A 17,897-nucleotide genomic window follows, 5' to 3' on the forward strand; every position below is an offset into this window, starting at 1 on the left:
CCACCGGCCTGGCCTCAGCCACCCCTGCGGCCCACCCCGCACGCCGGACCCACCGACCTCGCAGGTCGACCCAGGTCCTGCTGCACGTACTGCTGCTCGCCCTCCTCGGCGGCTCGGTCGTCGTCGCGCTCGCCCTGGGTTCCGAGCCGCTACGCCCGACCGGCGTGCTGGACGTGCTGCGCGAGCGACTTCTTCACCAGCGCCCCGGCGCCGACCCGGTCTACGACGCGATCGTGTGGGACCTTCGCGCCCCACGGGTGCTGCTCTCAATCGTCGTCGGCGCCGGGCTCGCCGTGGCGGGGGCAGCGATGCAGACGCTGGTACGCAACCCGCTCGCCGACCCCTACCTGCTCGGGGTCTCCGCCGGCGCCGGGGTGGGCGCCACCGCGGTCATCGCCTTCGGCGTGCTCGGCTCGCTCGGCGCCTGGGCGCTCTCGGCGGGGGCGCTGGCCGGCGCACTGACCGCCTCGGTCCTCGTCTTCGGCGTCTCGCTCGCCCAAGGTGGACTCACCCCGCTGCGGCTGGTGCTGACCGGCGTCGTCATGTCCTCGGCCTTCTCCTCACTCTCCAGCTTCATGGTGTTCCTCGGCAACGAGTCACGAGCGACCGAGTCCGTCCTGTTCTGGCTGCTCGGCTCGCTGGCCGGCGCGACCTGGACCCAGCTCCTCCCACCCGTCCTGGCCGTCGTGGTCGCCACCACCGTCGTGCTCGGACTGCACGGGTGGCTCGACGCCCTGGTCACCGGGGACGACACCGCTGCCTCGGTCGGCGTCCCGGTCCGCACCCTCCGCGTGGGTCTCTTCGTGCTGACCTCCGCCCTGGTCGGCGTCCTGGTCGCGGTCTCCGGCGGGATCGGCTTCGTCGGCCTCGTGGTGCCCCACCTGGCCCGGCTCGTGGTCGGCGGCGCACACCGGGCGATGGTGCCCCTCGCCGCCCTGGCGGGCGGGCTGTTCCTGCTCTGGGTCGACGTCGCAGCCCGCACCCTGGTCAGCCCGCAGGAGATCCCGCTCAGCGTGGTGACCGGCCTCGTCGGCGCCCCCGTCTTCCTCCTCCTGCTCGGTCGACGCCAGTACCGGTTCGGGGGCGAGGAGTGAGCGCCGCCCCGCACGCGCTGGCCTTGCAGGATCTCTCCTGCGCGGTGGGGGGACGGACGGTGGTCGAGCACGTCGAGATCGAGCTCGTGGCCGGATCGATGCTCGCCGTCGTCGGGGTCAACGGCTCGGGCAAGTCCACCGTGCTGCGGACCGTCGCCGGGTTCCTCTCCCCTGTGGCCGGACGTGTGCGGGTCTACGGCACCAACGTCCACGCCCTCTCCGCACGCGACCGGGCACGACGCCTCGCCTTCGTCGGCCAGGAGGAACGCCCGCCCGCCGACATGCTCGTCACCGAGTTCGTCACGCTCGGACGCCTGCCCTACAGGGCGCCCTGGTCACGCGGGCGGGACGACCACCGCCGGGCCATGACCGCCCTCGCCCAGGTGGGGATGCAGGATGCCGCGCACCGCGCGTGCGCCGAGCTGTCCGGCGGTGAACGACGCCGCGTCAGCCTTGCCCGAGGCCTCGCCCAGGACTGCGACGTCCTCGTCCTCGACGAGCCCACCAACCACCTCGACGTCCGCCACCAGATCGACCTGCTCACCCTGCTCCGCAACTCAGGACACACCGTCGTGACCGCCATCCACGACCTCGGGCTCGCTGCATCCTTCTTCGACCGCGTCCTGGTCCTCGATCGCGGCCGCGCCCGCGCCGCCGCTCCCCCGGCGCAGGCCCTGCTCCCCGCCACCGTCCACCACGTCTTCGGGGTCCACGCCTCCGCCCTCACCGACCCCACGGACCACGAACACCTCGTCGTCGGGCCGGGCCGCACCCCTCATGCCTCCGACCCCCACGACGAACCCGACCCAGGGACCACCACGACAGGAAGCCCCACATGACCACGACCGACACCGTCCGACCACCGTCGCGACGACGCCCCGCCCGGCGCCGACTCCTCGCTCCCCTTGCGCTCACCGTCCTGGCGGCCACCGCGTGCGGCAGCACGAACAGCTCGGACCAGTCCGCCCCGACGTCGACCACAGGCGTAAGCGTCGAGAACTGCGGCGAGGACGTCCGGTTCCCCGACCCCGCGGAGCGGCTCTACGTCTACGACGGCGGCATGATCTCGATGGTGCTCTCGATCGGTGCGGCCGACGCCATCGCCGGCATCAGCGGCCTCCAGGACGACGCCCAGGCACTGGCCCGCGCCTACGGCGAGGACGTCGTCGACGCACTACCCGTTGCCAGCGCCGAACGCCCCACCCTGGAGAACGTCCTCGCCCAGCGCCCCGACGCCATGGTGGCGGGATGGAACTACGGGTGGGACGAGGACGCCGGCCTCACCCCCGACGGCCTCGCCGACCGCGACATCGCCGGCTACACCCTCACCGAGTCCTGCCGCCAGGGCGCGGGCGACGCCCGCGGCGTGGTCGAACCCTGGCAGGCACTCACCACCGACCTGACCAACCTCGGGCGGATCACCGGGCACCAGAAGGAGGCCACGGCCCGAGTCGCGGACATCGAGACCCGCCTCGCGCAGCCGGAGCAAGCACCCCAGGCCGAGAACCCGCCCACCGTCTTCCTCTTCGACAGCGGCACCTCCGCCCCCTTCACCAGCGGCTCGTTCGGCGGACCGCAGGGCATCATCGAGGCTGCCGGCGCCCGCAACGCGACCGAGGACGTCGCCGACACCTGGACCACCGTCTCCTGGGAACGAGTCGTGGCCTCCCAACCCGACTACATCGCCTTCGTTGACTACCCCGGCCAGAGCTACGAGGAGAAGGTCGCCGTGCTGCGCGCCAACCCCAGCACCCGAGACCTTCCCGCCGTCGAAGAAGGCCGGTTTCTGAACCTTCCCTACGCCGCCTGGGTCAGCGGCCCCCTCAACATCGACGCCGCAGAGCAACTGAGGGCCTCCCTGGAAGAAGCAGACCTCCTGCCATCCACCGGAACCACCCCGCAGGTCGACCTGAAACCGTAATCATCACCGGCAGCACAACACCCCCGGCCGGAGGCTGCGGGTCCTCCCGGTCACAGGTCGGAGAAAGAGTTTCAGGGTGGCATCTGTTTCGATTGGTTCGGCGTTGGCCAGGACGCGCGGATCCGGTCGTGCGTCGCCTCGTCGCGGCGTCGATTGGGGCAGAGACGGTGTTGCGCATGATCAAGCGCAACCAGGGCGGCCACGCCGGGTCCGGGGGCCGTACCGCGCGGGCTTTGTACGGCGGGGCGAACAAGGCACGACGACGCGCATACGGACCCGGGGAGCAGACCGTCGTGACGGCACGCGCTTGCCGGAGCAAGGTCCCGGCCGGGTACGCCGACCGGCACTGTCCTGGTCTGGCACGGCGGCCCAGGCTTGCCTGGTGGGGACTAAAGAGGGGCAGTTGTGCCAACTGCTGGGCTGAGTGAGCCCCCGGCCCCGGAACACGTGAGCGCCGCTGAGTGCCGGGAGCTGCTGGCTGCACATTCCTTCGGCCGGGTCTCTTTCAACATCGAGGACCGAGTGGTCGTAGTCATGACCGCCTACACGATGCTAGGCACGTGGTTGCACTTCCGCGCTGCCGCCTTCGGTTCAGTCGTTCGGCGGGCAGGGGCCCACCCGGTGACCATGCAGGTCGACGACGGACATCAGGATCGGGAGCCCACCTGGACGGTCAGCGTCGTTGGCACGCCGACCCGGGTGACGGAAGCCGCGACGCTCGGGGAACTGTGGGCAGCGCCCCGCACCCGCGTCTGGGAGCTGGGCGTGGCGCCGCAGTGGCTCACGCTGGGCACCGATGACATCAAGGGGCGCCGGGTCCGCTCGTAGGCTGCCGTGCGTGGCCAGCGACCTCCCCGTGCAGGTCTGGACGTGCGCCACCGGCCGCCGGGAGACCGACGCGGCCCCGGGGCTGCTGCTGGCGTGGCGGCAGCGGGAGAGCGTCGGGTTGGAGGGATGGAGGATCGCAGCCGACCCGGCACGTTTCGACGCCACAGAGGCCAGCGTGCGGCAGGCATTCGTGCCGGCTTCTTCGATTCGACCGGTCGATGCGTCGCTAATCGGTGACGGATGACCCGTCCGACGGGCCGGTCAGGAACAGATCGGTGACCTTGCGGGCGGCGTAGTTCAGATCCTCGACGACTTCGCGGAGGAGCAACATCCGCTCGTGCTCGGTCTCTTCCGAGGTCGCGGTCATTGACGCTGCGGTGATCGTGGCTGGGTCGACCACCGGGGTCGGGTGCAGGAACCGGTCGACGCGCCGGCCGGTTGCGGTGGCGAGGCGGTCGAGATCGTCGAGAGACCATGCGACCTGGCCGGTATAGCGCTCCATAAAGTCGAGGACGTCGTAGCCGAGCTGACCGGCAAGGTCGACGGCTTCGGTAGGCGTGACGAGGTCCTGTACCGACACCAGGACGCGCTCGGTCAGGGACTGCTGGTTGCGGGGGTTCACGAGTGCCTTACGTGGAGGCGGTCGTGGCCACCGAACGGTGACCCCGAGAGAACGCGGCTGGCTCGAGCCGGGCCAGCCTTGCGCTCGGCTCGATCGTGAACTCCAGCGAGCGCTCCCAACCTAGGGGCTGCGGGCGCGACGTGGGGCCCGGGTCGCACAAAGGGGACCTAGGTCTGTCGCTTCACAGGCAAACAGGGTCGGTCGGAGGGACTCACCGACCGCGGGCCAGCGCCAAGCCGATGAGGATGCCGATGAGGATGCCGCCGAGCGCGGCGCCGAGATGGGTCAGCAGCGAGAAGCCGTCGAGGGTGTACATGGCATCCCTACTTCCTCCTCGCCTGGCGCCGCTGCGTGCTCATCTGTCGCGGGAAGGCTCGCCGCTCCGTCCCAGCCGAGGACACGCTTGACACCCAATCCGGGCGGTGGGTGGATGGTGTCGCACGTCCACCGAACGCAGGTTTCAAACTGGGGTTGATCCGGCGTTTGACCGATCAATTCGGTTCCGAGCTCAAAGGGCGACCCCGCCCTTGGTACTCCAACCCCAGTCTTCGGGAGTCGCCATGTATCCATCGAGCCGCCTGACGGCTGTCCTCAACGACTTCGCGCGCACCCTGCTCCTTAATGTGCCGGTCCAGAACCTGCTCGACGACCTGGTCCAGCACGCCATGGACCTACTGCCCATCGACGCCGCGGGGGTGACCTTGATCTACCCAGATGCTCGCCCCCGCATGGTGGCGGTCATCAACGAGACCGCTCTGCGCTATGAACAGCTCCAGACCGACCTCGATGAAGGCCCCTGCCGAGCGGCTTTCTCAAGCGAGGGCCCCGTCCTCGCCCCCGACCTTTCCCGCGAAACCCGCTGGCCTCGGTTCGCGGAGTGGGCCCAGACAGCCGGGCCAGGGGCCGCGTTCGCCTTCCCCCTGCGCAGCGCGGACCGGCGACTGGGAGCGCTCGGCCTTTACCGCCAAAGCAGCGGGGACCTCTCGGAGGACCACCAAGCCACGGCCCAGGCGCTCGCCGACCTCGCAACCGCCTACCTACTCAACGCCGAAGGACGCACCGCGCGCTCAGACTTCGTCGCGAGCGTCAGCCACGAGTTTCGTACCCCCATGACCAACATCACCGGCTATGTCGAGCTGTTGCAGGATCCCAGCACCGGGACCCTCGCCCCCCAACACCAGACCTTCGTCGAGGCCATCGAGCGCAACAGCCGCCGCGCCATGAACCTGGCCAGTGACCTGCTCTACGCCGCCGCCCTTGACGACCGGGCTGAGCACCCACGGGAGACCATCGACATCATCGACGTGATCCGGGGTGCACGCGATGCACTGGAACCGACGATCGCAGGGAGGTCGTTGGCCGTCGACTTCTGCACCCCAACCACACCTGTCCTCGTGCACGGCATCGGCGAGGACCTGGAGCGCGTTGTGGTGAACCTGGTCGGCAACGCGATCAAGTTCACCGAAGACGGCGGCACGGTCCGCTGCGTCGTGGAACGCCTGCCAGCCACTGCGGCGCGCCCGGCGCAAGCCCGAGTCCAGGTCAGCGACAACGGGATGGGCATCCCTCAGACCGAGCAGGCGCACCTGTTCGACCGTTTCTTCCGCTCCACGAACGCCAAGGGACAGCATGTACAGGGCACCGGCCTCGGGCTGAACATCGTCGAGTCCATCGTTCGCCAGCATTGCGGCGAGATCACCGTCGACTCACAGCACCTCCACGGGTCCACCTTCACCGTCGACCTGCCGATCCACTCCCCGGCTCACCTCAGGGGCTAGACGATCGCGGGCCGCCCCGTGACTCTTAGGAGGTTTCTCCGTTCCTCCAGCGTTCGTGTCGTTGAAAGCGATCGTTCCTGGCTTACCGCCGCCCGGTCTGCCTTGGTCCTGAAGATGGAGAATCGCTATGCCGACCGTCCTGGTGGTTGATGACGAGGACGACCACCTGTTCGTCGTCTCGATGTCGTTCAGGCAGATCGGTGGGTGGCAGGTTTTCGAGGCCTCCGACGGCCACGACGCGGTCGAGATCGCCCGCACCTCGGCCCCCGACGCCATCTTGCTCGACTTGATCATGCCTGGGCTGGACGGGATAGCAGTTTTTCAGGCGCTGCAAGGTGAGGCGGCCACCCGTGCCATTCCGGTGGTTCTACTGACTGCTTCCAGGAGTGTGGGTCAGGCGCAGTTGTTGGACGGCCTCGGCGTGGCGGGTGTGCTGATGAAACCCTTCAGCGCCAAAGAGCTGCCGGCTCGGTTTGCTGACCTGATCGGTTGGGCGCCACCGGTGAGGCAGACTGAGGAGCGCCCTGGCGGCCCGCGTAGAGGACCAGTTGACTAAGAACCGACAGGCGTCGAGGGCTACTCGGGGCCCGCAGCACCCCCCGGTGCACGGACCCCGACTCGGCTCAACACCAAGAACACCCCCGCCACCCAACTCGAGGGCGACAGGGTGCCGCGGCGCAGGCATGGGGTCCGGCGCCGTTCGCGACTGTAGGTCAGTGACAGCAGCAAGTGATCACCCGAGATCAAGCCGTTTGGGTGCGCTGCCCGATTCAGAGGCGCCCCGCCGGCTCGAAACCTTGAGACACCCCCGCCGGACGTTGGGGGGATGCCGGCGGGGGTGCCGCACCCGTCACGCTCATCAGACAAGCACGACAGGTGGCGACAAACTAGGACAGGCGTGCACTGACGAACAAGGAGCCTCGTACCGTCGATTCGCCCGCTGTCTCGGCAGCGAGAACTAGAGGGTAATTCCTCCATCGCTTCACAGAAGGACCCACTTAGGGACCTATTGACGGACAAATGTCCGGGCGCACACTGTGCGCTGTCCCCTGAGGGGTCGGTGGGCCGGGGGGATTCATCGACCCCCAGGGGCGCCCCCGCCGCGCATGGGGGATTGCAACGGGGGCGCTGACCTCCCGAGAAAGGGGTTTCGGTCAGCCACTCAGAAGCATACGAACAGCCAGCCATAAGCGGCGCTGGGATCGGTAAAACCTCTACCGCCGGCGCCGGTGCGAATGTTGCGTCGCGTGCTCGCCGCCCGCCCGGCCTTCTCCATCGCCAGCAGTACCCGGGTCAGGTCGGCCGGGGTGATCCGCGCCAGCGGGACCTGATCGAGCTGGGGTCGGGCGTGGCGTTCCAGCAGCCCGCCGTACAGCGCCTTGGTCGAGGGCGCCCGGTCGCTGGCGGCCAGGAACGTGGCCCGCCACTCGCTCAGCCAGTCGCCGAAACTGCGGCTGGCGTCGCGCACCGGCGCGCCCAGTGCGATCCGTTCCTGCGCCGCGTGGGCCTTGGCCCGCGCCTCGGCCTGGGTGCGGCCGTAGAAGTACACCCGCCGCGTCGAACCATCAGGGTTCTCGACGGTGAGGGTCACGTTGTAGCGCCCGTCGGCGCGCTTGGTGCGTCTGCTTGCCATGGTTCCTCCGGTTCGTATACCGAAGGCCTGGGAGCCCGCTTCTGCGATCACGTCTTGGTGAAGTCGCGTTGTCAGAGATGTTGTCAAACCCATCCCGGACGGCCAGAGGCACCTCCCTCACGAGGAGGAAAGTGCCTCTGACCTGGTGAAACTGTGTCGGGCTGACAGGATTTGAACCTGCGACCCCTTGACCCCCAGGGACGGGCCCCCCGTGACAGCGCGTCCCATGCCTGCCAACGCGTCCTGAGGTGCCGTCGTCCAAGCCCCCGTAGGAGGGGTGTGGTGCCAACGGGGACCAGCGCGTCCCAAGCCGTGTGCACACACGGCTGCACGCACACGGCGGGTCTCGTGGTCCCCGTGCCGGCACGGCAAGGGTGTCCCCCCAGGGCACCCTTCACCTCTCGATCCGGGGGCTGACGCGGCCTAGGGTCGTTCGCGTGGACAATCGCCAAGAGGTCAGTGAGTTCCTCACCACCCGTCGCGCCCGCCTCACGCCCGAGCAGGTCGGCCTGCCCAGCACCGGCACCCGCCGCGTGCCTGGCCTGCGCCGCAGCGAGGTCGCCACGCTCGCCGGCCTGAGCGTGGAGTACTACGCCCGTCTCGAGCGCGGCCAGGTCGCCGGCGCGTCCTCGAGCGTGCTGGACGCGCTCGTCCGGGCGCTGCAGCTCGACGACACCGAGCGTGCGCACCTGCTCGACCTCGCCCGTGCCGCCGACGGCATTCCCACCTCGGGACGCCAGCGGCGTCGCCCCGCGGGCGCCGCGGGCAGGCCTGCTTCCCGTCTCAGCCTGCAGTGGGCGCTCGAGGCGATCACCGACGGCGTGGCCTTCATCCGTGACCCCCACCAGAACCTGCTGGCCACCAACGCCCTCGGCAAGGCCTTCTACTCCCCCGTCATCGGCGACGGCGGCCGCGTCCCCAACCTCGCGCGGTTCCAGTTCCTCGACGAGGCATCCCGCGACTTCTACCCCGACTGGGACCTGTTCGCCGAGATGTGTGTCGGGATCATGCGCACCGAGGCCGGCCGTGACCCGCACGACCGCGGCCTGCAGGACCTCGTCGGCGAGCTCTCCACCCACAGCGAGACCTTCCGACGACTCTGGGCCGCCCACGACGTCCGCACCCACGGCGCCGGCACCAAGCGCTTCCACCACCCGGTCGTCGGAGAGCTCACCCTCGTCTACGAGGAGCTGGCGGTCACCGCGGAGCCCGGGCTCGTGGTCCTCGTCTACACCGCCGAACCGGGCTCCCCGTCCGCCGAGCGGCTCCAGCTGCTCGCCTCCTGGGCGGCGCCCAGCTCCCGCACCTCGGACGCCACGGCCGGTCCCGCCCCGGAACGCTAGACCTCTCCCCCGGGTCGCCCGCGCACAGCACCCCGACGCCCGCCGCCCCAGGCGGGCGTATCAGGCGAGCCCGCACCTCTCGCCCCATCGAAGGAGGACCCACCATGCCCGAGATGACCGTCCTGGCCCCGACCCGCGACCGCGGGTGGGCCGAGCGCGCCCGCGAGGCCCCCGTCCCGGGGCCCGGGCAGGTGCTGCTCGAGTCGCGGTACGTGGCCGTCAACAACGCCGACGTGACCGGCATGGACCGCGCCGACGAGGTCGACGAGAGCACCGTCGTCGGCTACGAGACCGCGGGCACCGTCGTGGCCGTCGGCCCGGACCTCGACCAGACGCTGGCCGGGACCCGGGTCGCGGCCTGCACGCCGTCGGCCTTCGCCCAGCTCGTCGTGGCCGACGTCCGTCACACGATCCCGGTTCCGGATGATGTGCCGCTGGAGCAGGCCGCCGCGCTCCCGACCGCCCTGCTGACCGAGCACGGCGCCCTGCGCGCCGGCGGGTTCCAGGCCGGGCAGACCGTGCTGGTCACCGGGGCCACCTCCGCCATCGGGCTGGTCGGGGTGCAGCTGGCGAAGGCCCTCGGCGCCCGCACCGTCATCGCGACCACGCGCTCGGCTGCCAAGGCCGACCTGCTCCGCGACCTCGGCGCCGACCACGTCGTCCTCGGCAGCGACGACCTCGCGACCGAGGTCCGCGACCTCACGGACGGCGAGGGCGTCGACCTCGTCCTGGAACACGTGGCGGGCGACGTCCTCGGCCAGGCTGTCGGTGCCTGCCGCCGTCACGGCACCGTCGTGCAGATGGGCCGCCTCGGCGGCCCCTCCTCGGTCCTCGACGTCGACGCCCTCTCCTTCGGACGCGTCACCCTCGTGGGCGTCTCCTTCGGCACCGCCGACGAGCTCGCCGAGCTCCTCGGCACCGTCCGCGAGCAGGTCCTGCCGCTCGTCGCCGACGGCCGGGTACGTCCCGTCATCGACAGCGTCATCGCGTGGGCCGACGCCGCCGACGCCATCGACCTCGTACGGCACGGCCGCTCCGTCGGCAAGGTCGTCCTCGCACTCCCCTGACCTGCCCCGTCACCACTGCCACCACCGTCATCACTGCCACCCACACCGAGGAGAGAGACATGTTGCTCACCACCAGCGGCGGCCAGACCGCCACCGGCCCGGCCGAGTGCTTCACCGGCACCGTCTACATCGACGGCATCCGCAACCCCGACGAGCAGTCCGCCGTCGGCTGCGCCCACGTCCGGTTCAGCCCCGGTGCCCGCACCGCCTGGCACTCCCACCCCCTCGGCCAGACGCTGTACGTCACCGACGGCATCGGCTACGTCGCACGCCGCGGTGGCGACGTGCAGGAGATCCGGCCCGGCGACGTGGTCTACATCGAGCCCGGCGAGGAGCACTGGCACGGGGCGACCGGGGATCGGTTCATGGCCCACGTCGCGATCCAGGAGGCTGACGAGAACGGCGAGGTCGTCACCTGGCTCGACCACGTCAGCGACGCCGAGTACGGCGCCTGACCCGGTGGTCGTCTCCTCCACGATGCCCCGTGGAGCACGACGCAGCCCCCGCCGCCGCGGGACCTCTGTGAGGGCCGCGGCGACGGGGGCTGTCGTGCCCCGGTGGGCTCAGCCGCCGAGGGGGGTCACTGTGACGGTCACGTCACCCTCGACCGCGGCGATGCGCGCGGCCGCGTCGCCGTCGAGTCGCCCGAGCACGACGATGCCGGGGAAGTAGGACTGGTCGCCGTAGTAGAGCACCAGGTCCTGGCCCGGTGCGTAGTAGCCGAGGTCGCCCACGTCGGGGTCGGCCCCCTCCGGCTGCCCGTCGAGGGAGAGCGCGGAGGGGAGCCGCCCGGTCTTCTCGACTCCCCCGTGGTCACTCATCTCGACGGTGACCGGCAGCTGGGCCACCAGGTCACGTCCTGCGGCGCTGTCGTCGAGGGTCGCGGTGACCCGCTCCCCGGCGACGGTGATCTCGATCTGCATCTCTTCCTCCTGGGGCTGCGACGACGCGGACCCTCCGGGCCGCCCGTCAGGTGACGTCGAACCCGACGGCTGCGACGTGCGGGGTGAGGACGGTACGGCGGAGGACGGCGTCCCGGCGGCCCCGTCCTCCGCACTGTTCGAGGTCCCGCACGCGGAGACCAGCAACGCCGTCACGGCGAGCAGGACGGCGGGTAGGTCGGCGCGCGCCGGTCTCACCGGACGCGCTCGTAGGTCACCCGGAAGCCCTCGGCCGGATCGACGGGGGTGACCACCAGCCGACCGCGGTCGACCTGGAAGTTGCGTGTCAGCCGCTGGCCGATGAGGTCGCGGACCGCGGCCGAGGCGACCCGGATCGTGAAGGTCCGCTCCTTCCGGTCGACCCGGACGGGGCCGTAGTAGGCCTCGTAGCCGTCGACGGTGTAAGCCGTGTCGGCTGCTTCGGGGTCCGGGTTCATTGCCTGGACCGCGAGGGTCCCGGCGCGGGTGAACAGCAGCTGGCCGCTGTAGGGGACCTCCTCGAAGGTCCCGTCGGTCCTGACCTGGAGTGAGGTCATCCGCCACTGGCCCGTCAGGGGGGCGGGTCGCCGTCCCGGTGCCGCGGAGGACGACGGCGCTGCGGCCGACGCCGCGGCCTCCGGAGTGGCCACCGTGCCCGGTGTCGCCGTGGGAGCGAGGGCGAGGGCCGCGCTCCCGAGCGCGAGCGCGAGGGAGGTGAGGAGGGACGTGCGTCCCGGTGTCGTGGTCATCTATGTCGGCTTCCTTCTCGTCGGTCCGCGGTCGTTACGGCTTGAGCAGCACCTTGAGGCTGCGGCGCTCGTCCATGTCGGCGTAGCCCTGGGGGACGCCATCGAGGCCGACCGTGGCGTCGAAGACCTTGCCGGGCTCGATCGAGCCCTCGAGGATCGGCGGGAGGAGCTCCTCCATGTAGGCCCGGCTCGGGGCAGGACCGCCGGTGAGGGTGACGTTGCCGCCGAAGAGGCTGGTCATTCCGACGGGGGCCTCCTCGTACTGCGGGACGCCGACGCGGCTGATGGTGCCGCCGGGGCGGACGACCCCGAAGGCCTGCTCGTAGGCCGGCATGTGGCCCACAGCCTCGAGCACGACGTGCGAGCCGAAGCCACCGGTGAGCTCGCGGACCTTGGTCACGCCCTCCTCGCCCCGCTCTGCGACGACGTCGGTCGCACCGAACTCACAGCCGAGGTCGGTGCGTGAGGTGTGGCGGCCCATCAGGATGATCTGTTCGGCGCCGAGGCGCTTGGCGGACAGCACGGCCAGCAGCCCGACCGCACCGTCGCCGATCACGGTGACCGTGCTGCCCTGGGTGACGCCGCCGCTGACCGCGGCGTGGTACCCGGTGCCGAGCACGTCGGAGATGGTGAGCAGCGACGGCATCAGGGCGGAGTCCGGGGTGACTGGGAGCTTGAAGAGGGTGCCGTCGGCCAGCGGGACGCGGATGGCCTCGGCCTGGCCGCCCTCCTGCGGCAGGGCGTCCCAGAAGGAGCCCTTCTCGCAGGAGGTCTGGAGCCCGGCGCGGCAGAACTGGCAGGTGCCGCACGAGTAGGCGAAGGGGGCGACGACCAGGTCACCCTTGCGCAGGGTGCTGACCTCGCTGCCCGTGTCCTCGACGACACCGATGAACTCGTGGCCCATGTGCGTCGGGGCGCTGCCTGCCGGCATCGAGTGGTACGGGTGAAGGTCGCTGCCGCAGATGCAGGACGCGGTGATCCGCACCAGCGCGTCGCTCGGCTGCTCGACGCGGGAGTCGCGGACGTCCTCGACTCGGACGTCGCCGGGGCCGTACATGAGGGTGGCTCGCACTGGTCTCTCCTGGGATGAGTGGGGGTTGGGTCGGCACGAGTAGATCTGCACCTCGCGTGCGCAGGAAGTCACTGCGGAGACGTGCACTGCCAGTACGCCCCTCGACAGTGACTTCCACGCCGCCGGCAGCGCGGCTTTGCTGAGAACGCGACCGGCGCAGCGCAGGTCGCCTACGACTGCTGCTACCCCGAACAGGAACCTCGATGTCACACACGTCCCCCCGCACGGAACGGGCGGTCCAGGGTCCCGGTCGACCGGACCCGGCACCCGACAACGCCGATCACCACGCCCGACTGCCGGTGGCCGCACTGCTGGTGATGGCGTTCATGGGCTTCCTGCTGATCACCACCGAGACGATGCCCGCCGGCCTGCTGGCCCAGATCGCAACCGGAATGAGTACCAGCGAGGGCGTCGCGGGGCAGTTCAGCGGCGTGTTCGCCCTCGGCACGATCGTGGCCGCCATCCCCGCCGTCACCCTGACCCGTGGCCTGCGCCGCAAGCCGGTCTTCGTCGTCGGAGGCCTCGGCCTGCTGGCCGCGAACGTCGTCACGACCTTCTCCGACGCCATCGCACTGTCTCTCGCCGCACGCCTGGTCGGCGGGGCCTTCGCCGGCCTCCTGTGGGGCATGACCGCCGGCTACGCGCGTCGGATCACCGCGCCCCAGCACACCGGGCGGGCGCTGGCGATCGCCTCCCTGGGAGTGCCGACCGGGTTGGCCGTCGGCACGCCTTTCGGGTCCTGGCTCGGGTCCACCTTCGACTGGCGCTGGTCCTTCGGGACCCTCGCGATCCTCACCGCCGTCGCCGTACTCCTCGTGGTGGCGCTCGTCCCGGACGCCCCCGGTCAGGAGGCGGAGACCCAGGCCGGCCTGAACCAGGTGCTGCGCCTCCCCGGTGTCGCGGCCATCCTCGCGGTCATCGTCGCCTGGATGCTGGCCCACAACATCAGCTACACCTACATCTCCTCCTACCTCGCCTCGGGCGACCTCGGGATCTCGGTCGACGTGGCCCTCGTCGTGTTCGGTGTCGCTGCCATCGGCGGCATCGCCCTCTCCGGCGCCGTCATCGACCGCGCCCTGCGCCCCCTCGTCCTGGGCAGCATCACCTCGTTCGTCCTCGCCGGCGGCCTCCTCGTGGTCGGGCGCGGCTCGACGGTCGTGGTGCTGGTCGCGATCGTGATCTGGGGCCTGGCCTTCGGCGGCGCAGCGGCCCAGCTGCAGACGGCCATCAGCATCGCCGCCGGTGACAACGCCGACGTGGCCAACTCGATGCTTGGAGTCGCCTTCAACGTTGCCATCTTCGCGGCGGCCGTCATCGGCGCCGTCCTCATCGGCACCTTCGACCCCGTTGCCCTGCCGGTCGTGATGGTCGCGCTCGCGCTGGCGGCGCTCTCCCTCACCCACGCTGCCCGCCGGTCGGCGATCCCTGTGCGGCCGTGAGAGTCAGACGCGGCGACCATCAGCCGCCGAACGCGGAGGATCAGGAAGAGGCCGCCCTCGCCACCGGCGGGAACGGCCTCTGACCTGGAACTACTTCGGTCGGGCTGACAGGATTTGAACCTGCGACCCCTTGACCCCCAGGCCGGAAGTGCATCGTTTCGAGTTGCTGCCCGTTGGTGAAGCATAAGACGTTCCCGCAGGCCAGGCCACGATTCCCGATCAGCGTGCAACGACCGGCAACGCGGCGCAATACTGCGTTCTCGGGTCGAGATGTTGTCAGCCACGTGGTCAGCGAGCGCACTCGGCGCACGAGACCCAGCGTCGATGGTCACAACGCTTCTCGCGCCCTCACCTGCAGTCCGCGAGCAAGGTCGGCTGCTCCAGAACTCTGATTCAACCTCGGAGCGGGGTAGCGGTCTGGGCGGCGGAGACCCGAGCCACGGCAGTGGCTGCAGCCCCCGGCGGTGGTGAACCTCGAGCAGCGTCCTGCTTGACCGTGTCAGCGGCGGTACTCCTCCAGCCGTCCGCCGAGCTCGGTCAGCAGGGCCTGGTTCAGGGTGAAGGCGACCTTGACCTCGTCGACCACGCGGTCCACCTCCGGGCCGGTGAGGGGCAGGTCGTCGAGGCGGGCGCGATAGGCGTCCTTGTAGCGCTTGGGCTTGGGCACCAAGGCGAACGAGTAGAACGCCACCCCACCGCCGCGGAGGTCGAAGGTGCGCTCCAGCAGGGTCCCGATCACCCGGCCGCCCGAGAGGTCTCCGAGGTAGCGCGTGTAGTGGTGCGCCACGACGGTGCCGCCCCAGGTCGCGGCGGCCTGGCGCAGGCGCTCGGCGTAGGCGTGGGCCGCCGCCGAGTCGATCTCCCCACCGGTGCCGGGCGCCACCTGCTCGCCGGTCCAAAAGGCAAGGTCGGCCTCGATGGCGCCCAGCCGCTCGAGTCCGGGGTCGGCCACGGTCGCCACGAGCGGGTCCGCGGTCGTGGCGCGCACGGCTTCCTCGAGCGCGGCGTAGACCAGGCGCAGGCGCCGCAGGTAGGCGATGTAGCCCGCGGCGCGGAGCCGGCCTCCTAGCAGCTCGGTGAGGAAGGCAGAGCCCTCCGCGGCCTCGTGCTCAGCGGCCGAGCCGTCGCGCATGGCGGTGGACAGGCGGACGGTGACGCTGCCGTCGAGGACGGTCATGGGTGGCTCCAGGGGTCGTGGTGGAGATCGTGCGACCCGGGCGCCCCGCAGGTGGGGCGCCCGGGGTGGTGCGGGTGGGTCCGTGCCGTCAGCGCCGGACCCGGAACCTCGTGCGGTCGGTCGAGCCAGCGATGTTCGGCGTGCCGGTGTAGGTCGCGACCACCTGGTAGCGGCCCTGCGGCAGCCGGGTGGTGCGCACCGTGGCGACCCCGTCGCGCAGCGGGGCGCGCCCGCTGCTGACGACCCGATTGCCCTGCTTCACCTTGACCACGGCCCGACCGGTGGGGTCGGTCGTGGGCGAGGCGACACCCACCCGCACGGTGCCGGCGCGCTTCGGCGTCGGCGTGCGGGTCAGGGCGGCGGTGGTGGTCGTCGTGGCTCTCGCGACGACGAGTCGCGTCGTGGCGGTGCCGTCCGCGGTCTGCGCGTTGCCGGTGTAGGACGCCGTCAGCGGGTAGCGACCGGCACCGAGGAGGCCGAGGTCGAAGGCGGCCTCGCCGTCCGTGACGTCGGCCGTGCCGACCTCGCTACCGCCGCGGCGCAGGGTGACGGCACCGGAGGTGTCACCCTCGCTGGTCACGGTCACCACCGCGGAGGCCGGCTCACCGAAGCTCGCGCGCGGGGCGCTCACGGCCATCTCGGGCGCGGCCTTGGTGAACGTGAGCGGGGTGGCGGTCTCGTAGGCGGCGTCGCTCGCGCCGCCGCCGGGGTAGGTGTAGATCCCGTACCGGGTCAGTGAGGGGTCGGTGGCCGCGGCGTCGATCGCGTCCTTGTCGACCCTCAGGGTGGCGGTGAAGCCACCCTCGGGACTGAGCACGATGGCCCCGCGGTCCGCGCCGCCGATCGTGGCGACGTCGTCCTCCTCGACGGCCCAGTCCACGTCGGTGGTCTTGCGGGCGCTCGACGGCGCACCCGTCGAGGGCTGCCACTGCTCGGCGAACTTCCCGACGGCGACGTAGACGCCGCCGGAGCCGCCCGCCAGCGGGGGCCGGGTCGCCGGGACGGCGGCCGGGTCGAACCCGGTGCCCTCGACGGTGATCTCCTGCGCGCCCGAGGGCAGCAGGTCGGTGTCGCTGACGGTCACGGTGGGCGCAGCCGGGACGTCGTCGCCGGTCCAGCTGACGGCGAGGGGGTTGGCGACCTTGCGCACGTCGGCCGCGCCGCCGCTGGAGTACCAGTACGACCCCTGGCCGACGCTCTGCTGGAAGTCGACGAAGTCCTGCGGGAAGGCACCCCATTCGGTACCGGTCCGGGCCTGCGCCGTCGCACCCGTGGGCGCCTCGTAGGCCACCTGGCGGTAGGCCGGCGTCGCCTCGACCCCGTCGGCGGTGACCTCGACGCCCTGGAGCGCGGCCAGGGTGACCTCGGTCTCCGGGAGCGGTTCCCAGGCGGTGGGGTCGTCCATCTCGGTGGCGTAGCCGCCGACGGTGGCGCTCACGGTGCCGCTGCCGTCGGCCGCGACGTCGAGCTGCGGGTCGGAGACGTAGAAGAAGGTCATGCCGGAGTAGGCCAGGAGCGTCGCGTCGCCGTCCCAGCTGATCGAGGCCGTCCCGGCCTCCGGGTCGACCGTGCCGGTGCCGGCACCGAAGGACAGACGGGTCTCACCTCGGACGCCGGAGGTGTTGGCGTTGGCACCGGCGCTGTTCGTGCGGGTGCCTGCGAAGGTCGCCGTATCGTAACTGCCGCCGGCGGCGAGGTCTTCGACGGTGACGTCGCCCTCCTGGGCGCTCCACCCGGCGGGTTCGCCGTTGGACCAGGTGGCCCCGCCGTCGGCGGCGCGCAGCGTGGTGCCGCCGGCGCCGGGGTCGTCGACCCGGCCGGCGGACATCAGGTTCCAGGTGCCGGGCGCGAACGCCCCGCTGGTGGCCTCGTCGTTGAGGTCCCAGGTCAGCGTGGCGTCCGAGACGGCCACCTGGTCCGCCCCGGCCGCCTGGGCCGCCTGGGCAGGGGTGGTGGCGCCGAGCGCCACCAAGCCGGTGGACATCGCCGTGAGGGACGCGACGATCGTCGCACCACCTCGAGGACGTGAGTGGCGGGTCATGGGGTTCCTTTCGAACGGCTGCTGATCAGGGTGAGAGCGGCTGCTCCGAGCAGCAGCACGCTGCCGAGCCACCACGTCCAGCGGTGGTCGGGGTCGGGGGTCGCGGTCGCCGGGTTCGACGCGGTCAGTGCGTAGGTCGGCTCCGCTGCCGGGTCGAGGGCGCGGACCGCGCCGCTGGCCTCCGAGGCGGGTCGGGGCGCGGCGGGGCCTGGC

Annotated in this window: 19 protein-coding genes; 11 read left to right on the top strand and 8 right to left on the bottom strand. The window is 71.1% G+C overall.

Annotated elements, in window-relative coordinates; translation table 11 throughout:
* Positions 1–77 precede the first annotated feature (77 nt).
* The 5 genes from GV155_RS19575 (at position 78) to GV155_RS19595 (ending at position 4,087) form a co-directional block, all read left to right on the top strand.
* The gene (locus tag GV155_RS19575; RefSeq protein WP_201300384.1) at positions 78–1,094 is read left to right on the top strand and encodes a FecCD family ABC transporter permease; all 1,017 of its coding nucleotides are present in this window, start codon (positions 78–80) and stop codon (positions 1,092–1,094) included.
* Between the two features lie 44 nt (positions 1,095–1,138).
* Positions 1,139–1,933: an ABC transporter ATP-binding protein gene (locus tag GV155_RS19580; protein ID WP_236554531.1), complete on the top strand. Its 795-nt coding sequence runs from the start codon at positions 1,139–1,141 to the stop codon at positions 1,931–1,933.
* A complete protein-coding gene (locus GV155_RS19585) occupies positions 1,930–3,015 on the top strand; it encodes an ABC transporter substrate-binding protein (protein WP_160011864.1) in 1,086 nt (361 codons plus the stop codon). The genes GV155_RS19580 and GV155_RS19585 overlap by 4 nt, the downstream gene beginning before the upstream one ends.
* Before the next feature lie 447 nt (positions 3,016–3,462).
* On the top strand, positions 3,463–3,843 hold the full coding sequence (locus GV155_RS19590) for a pyridoxamine 5'-phosphate oxidase family protein (RefSeq protein WP_160011866.1): 381 nt from the start codon (positions 3,463–3,465) through the stop codon (positions 3,841–3,843).
* Positions 3,844–3,853: 10 nt separating this feature from the next.
* Positions 3,854–4,087 (top strand): hypothetical protein, encoded by a 234-nt coding sequence (locus tag GV155_RS19595; protein WP_160011868.1) that lies wholly within the window; start codon positions 3,854–3,856, stop codon positions 4,085–4,087.
* Here GV155_RS19595 and GV155_RS19600 read toward each other — a convergent pair.
* Positions 4,070–4,465 (bottom strand): hypothetical protein, encoded by a 396-nt coding sequence (locus GV155_RS19600; RefSeq protein WP_160011870.1) that lies wholly within the window; start codon positions 4,463–4,465, stop codon positions 4,070–4,072. The two genes, GV155_RS19595 and GV155_RS19600, sit on opposite strands and share 18 nt — an antisense overlap.
* Before the next feature lie 560 nt (positions 4,466–5,025).
* Here GV155_RS19600 and GV155_RS19605 point away from each other — a divergent pair.
* Positions 5,026–6,243: a sensor histidine kinase gene (locus GV155_RS19605; RefSeq protein WP_160011872.1), complete on the top strand. Its 1,218-nt coding sequence runs from the start codon at positions 5,026–5,028 to the stop codon at positions 6,241–6,243.
* Between the two features lie 127 nt (positions 6,244–6,370).
* Positions 6,371–6,799, top strand: coding sequence for a response regulator (locus GV155_RS19610; RefSeq protein ID WP_160011874.1), 429 nt, complete (start codon positions 6,371–6,373; stop codon positions 6,797–6,799).
* Positions 6,800–7,405: 606 nt separating this feature from the next.
* On the opposite strand, the gene GV155_RS19615 is transcribed toward GV155_RS19610, so the two are convergent.
* Complete coding sequence (locus tag GV155_RS19615) at positions 7,406–7,876, bottom strand: hypothetical protein (protein ID WP_160011876.1); 471 nt, start codon at positions 7,874–7,876, stop codon at positions 7,406–7,408.
* Between the two features lie 437 nt (positions 7,877–8,313).
* On the opposite strand from GV155_RS19615, the gene GV155_RS19620 reads away from it, so the two are divergent.
* The 3 genes from GV155_RS19620 (at position 8,314) to GV155_RS19630 (ending at position 10,741) form a co-directional block, all read left to right on the top strand.
* A complete protein-coding gene (locus GV155_RS19620; RefSeq protein ID WP_160011878.1) occupies positions 8,314–9,219 on the top strand; it encodes a helix-turn-helix transcriptional regulator in 906 nt (301 codons plus the stop codon).
* A 104-nt stretch (positions 9,220–9,323) separates the two neighbouring features.
* Positions 9,324–10,286, top strand: coding sequence for a quinone oxidoreductase family protein (locus GV155_RS19625; protein WP_160011879.1), 963 nt, complete (start codon positions 9,324–9,326; stop codon positions 10,284–10,286).
* Between the two features lie 59 nt (positions 10,287–10,345).
* Complete coding sequence (locus GV155_RS19630; RefSeq protein ID WP_160011881.1) at positions 10,346–10,741, top strand: (R)-mandelonitrile lyase; 396 nt, start codon at positions 10,346–10,348, stop codon at positions 10,739–10,741.
* Positions 10,742–10,849: 108 nt separating this feature from the next.
* On the opposite strand, the gene GV155_RS19635 is transcribed toward GV155_RS19630, so the two are convergent.
* The 3 genes from GV155_RS19635 to GV155_RS19645 form a co-directional block, all read right to left on the bottom strand.
* On the bottom strand, positions 10,850–11,209 hold the full coding sequence (locus GV155_RS19635) for a cyclophilin-like fold protein (RefSeq protein ID WP_236554532.1): 360 nt from the start codon (positions 11,207–11,209) through the stop codon (positions 10,850–10,852).
* 212 nt (positions 11,210–11,421) lie between these two features.
* Positions 11,422–11,763, bottom strand: coding sequence for a lipocalin-like domain-containing protein (locus tag GV155_RS20545; protein ID WP_201300381.1), 342 nt, complete (start codon positions 11,761–11,763; stop codon positions 11,422–11,424).
* 226 nt (positions 11,764–11,989) lie between these two features.
* The gene (locus GV155_RS19645; protein ID WP_160011885.1) at positions 11,990–13,027 is read right to left on the bottom strand and encodes a zinc-dependent alcohol dehydrogenase family protein; all 1,038 of its coding nucleotides are present in this window, start codon (positions 13,025–13,027) and stop codon (positions 11,990–11,992) included.
* A 203-nt stretch (positions 13,028–13,230) separates the two neighbouring features.
* On the opposite strand from GV155_RS19645, the gene GV155_RS19650 reads away from it, so the two are divergent.
* Positions 13,231–14,466, top strand: coding sequence for an MFS transporter (locus tag GV155_RS19650; RefSeq protein WP_201300382.1), 1,236 nt, complete (start codon positions 13,231–13,233; stop codon positions 14,464–14,466).
* 499 nt (positions 14,467–14,965) lie between these two features.
* Here the strand turns inward: GV155_RS19650 and GV155_RS19655 are convergent, their stop codons facing one another.
* The 3 genes from GV155_RS19655 to GV155_RS19665 form a co-directional block, all read right to left on the bottom strand.
* Positions 14,966–15,643 carry a biliverdin-producing heme oxygenase gene (locus tag GV155_RS19655; RefSeq protein WP_160011887.1) on the bottom strand — a complete coding sequence of 226 codons (678 nt, stop codon included), beginning with the start codon at positions 15,641–15,643 and terminating at the stop codon, positions 14,966–14,968.
* An 88-nt stretch (positions 15,644–15,731) separates the two neighbouring features.
* Complete coding sequence (locus GV155_RS19660) at positions 15,732–17,627, bottom strand: Ig-like domain-containing protein (RefSeq protein ID WP_160011889.1); 1,896 nt, start codon at positions 17,625–17,627, stop codon at positions 15,732–15,734.
* 53 nt (positions 17,628–17,680) lie between these two features.
* Positions 17,681–17,897 (bottom strand): hypothetical protein (locus tag GV155_RS19665; RefSeq protein ID WP_201300383.1); only part of this gene is annotated, 217 nt, incomplete at its 5' end.

Source organism: Nocardioides sp. AX2bis (genome assembly GCF_902506435.1).
Taxonomy (GTDB): domain Bacteria; phylum Actinomycetota; class Actinomycetes; order Propionibacteriales; family Nocardioidaceae; genus Nocardioides.

Excerpts from the sequence above, each read along its gene's own strand:
- GV155_RS19585 (WP_160011864.1), top strand. The coding sequence starts at position 1,930 with ATGACCACGACCGACACCGTCCGACCACCGTCGCGACGACGCCCCGCC.
- GV155_RS19605 (WP_160011872.1), top strand. The coding sequence starts at position 5,026 with ATGTATCCATCGAGCCGCCTGACGGCTGTCCTCAACGACTTCGCGCGC.
- GV155_RS19610 (WP_160011874.1), top strand. The coding sequence starts at position 6,371 with ATGCCGACCGTCCTGGTGGTTGATGACGAGGACGACCACCTGTTCGTC.
- GV155_RS19615 (WP_160011876.1), bottom strand. The coding sequence starts at position 7,876 with ATGGCAAGCAGACGCACCAAGCGCGCCGACGGGCGCTACAACGTGACC.
- GV155_RS19625 (WP_160011879.1), top strand. The coding sequence starts at position 9,324 with ATGCCCGAGATGACCGTCCTGGCCCCGACCCGCGACCGCGGGTGGGCC.
- GV155_RS19630 (WP_160011881.1), top strand. The coding sequence starts at position 10,346 with ATGTTGCTCACCACCAGCGGCGGCCAGACCGCCACCGGCCCGGCCGAG.
- GV155_RS19635 (WP_236554532.1), bottom strand. The coding sequence starts at position 11,209 with ATGCAGATCGAGATCACCGTCGCCGGGGAGCGGGTCACCGCGACCCTC.
- GV155_RS20545 (WP_201300381.1), bottom strand. The coding sequence starts at position 11,763 with ATGACCTCACTCCAGGTCAGGACCGACGGGACCTTCGAGGAGGTCCCC.
- GV155_RS19650 (WP_201300382.1), top strand. The coding sequence starts at position 13,231 with ATGTCACACACGTCCCCCCGCACGGAACGGGCGGTCCAGGGTCCCGGT.
- GV155_RS19655 (WP_160011887.1), bottom strand. The coding sequence starts at position 15,643 with ATGACCGTCCTCGACGGCAGCGTCACCGTCCGCCTGTCCACCGCCATG.
- GV155_RS19660 (WP_160011889.1), bottom strand. The coding sequence starts at position 17,627 with ATGTCCACCGGCTTGGTGGCGCTCGGCGCCACCACCCCTGCCCAGGCG.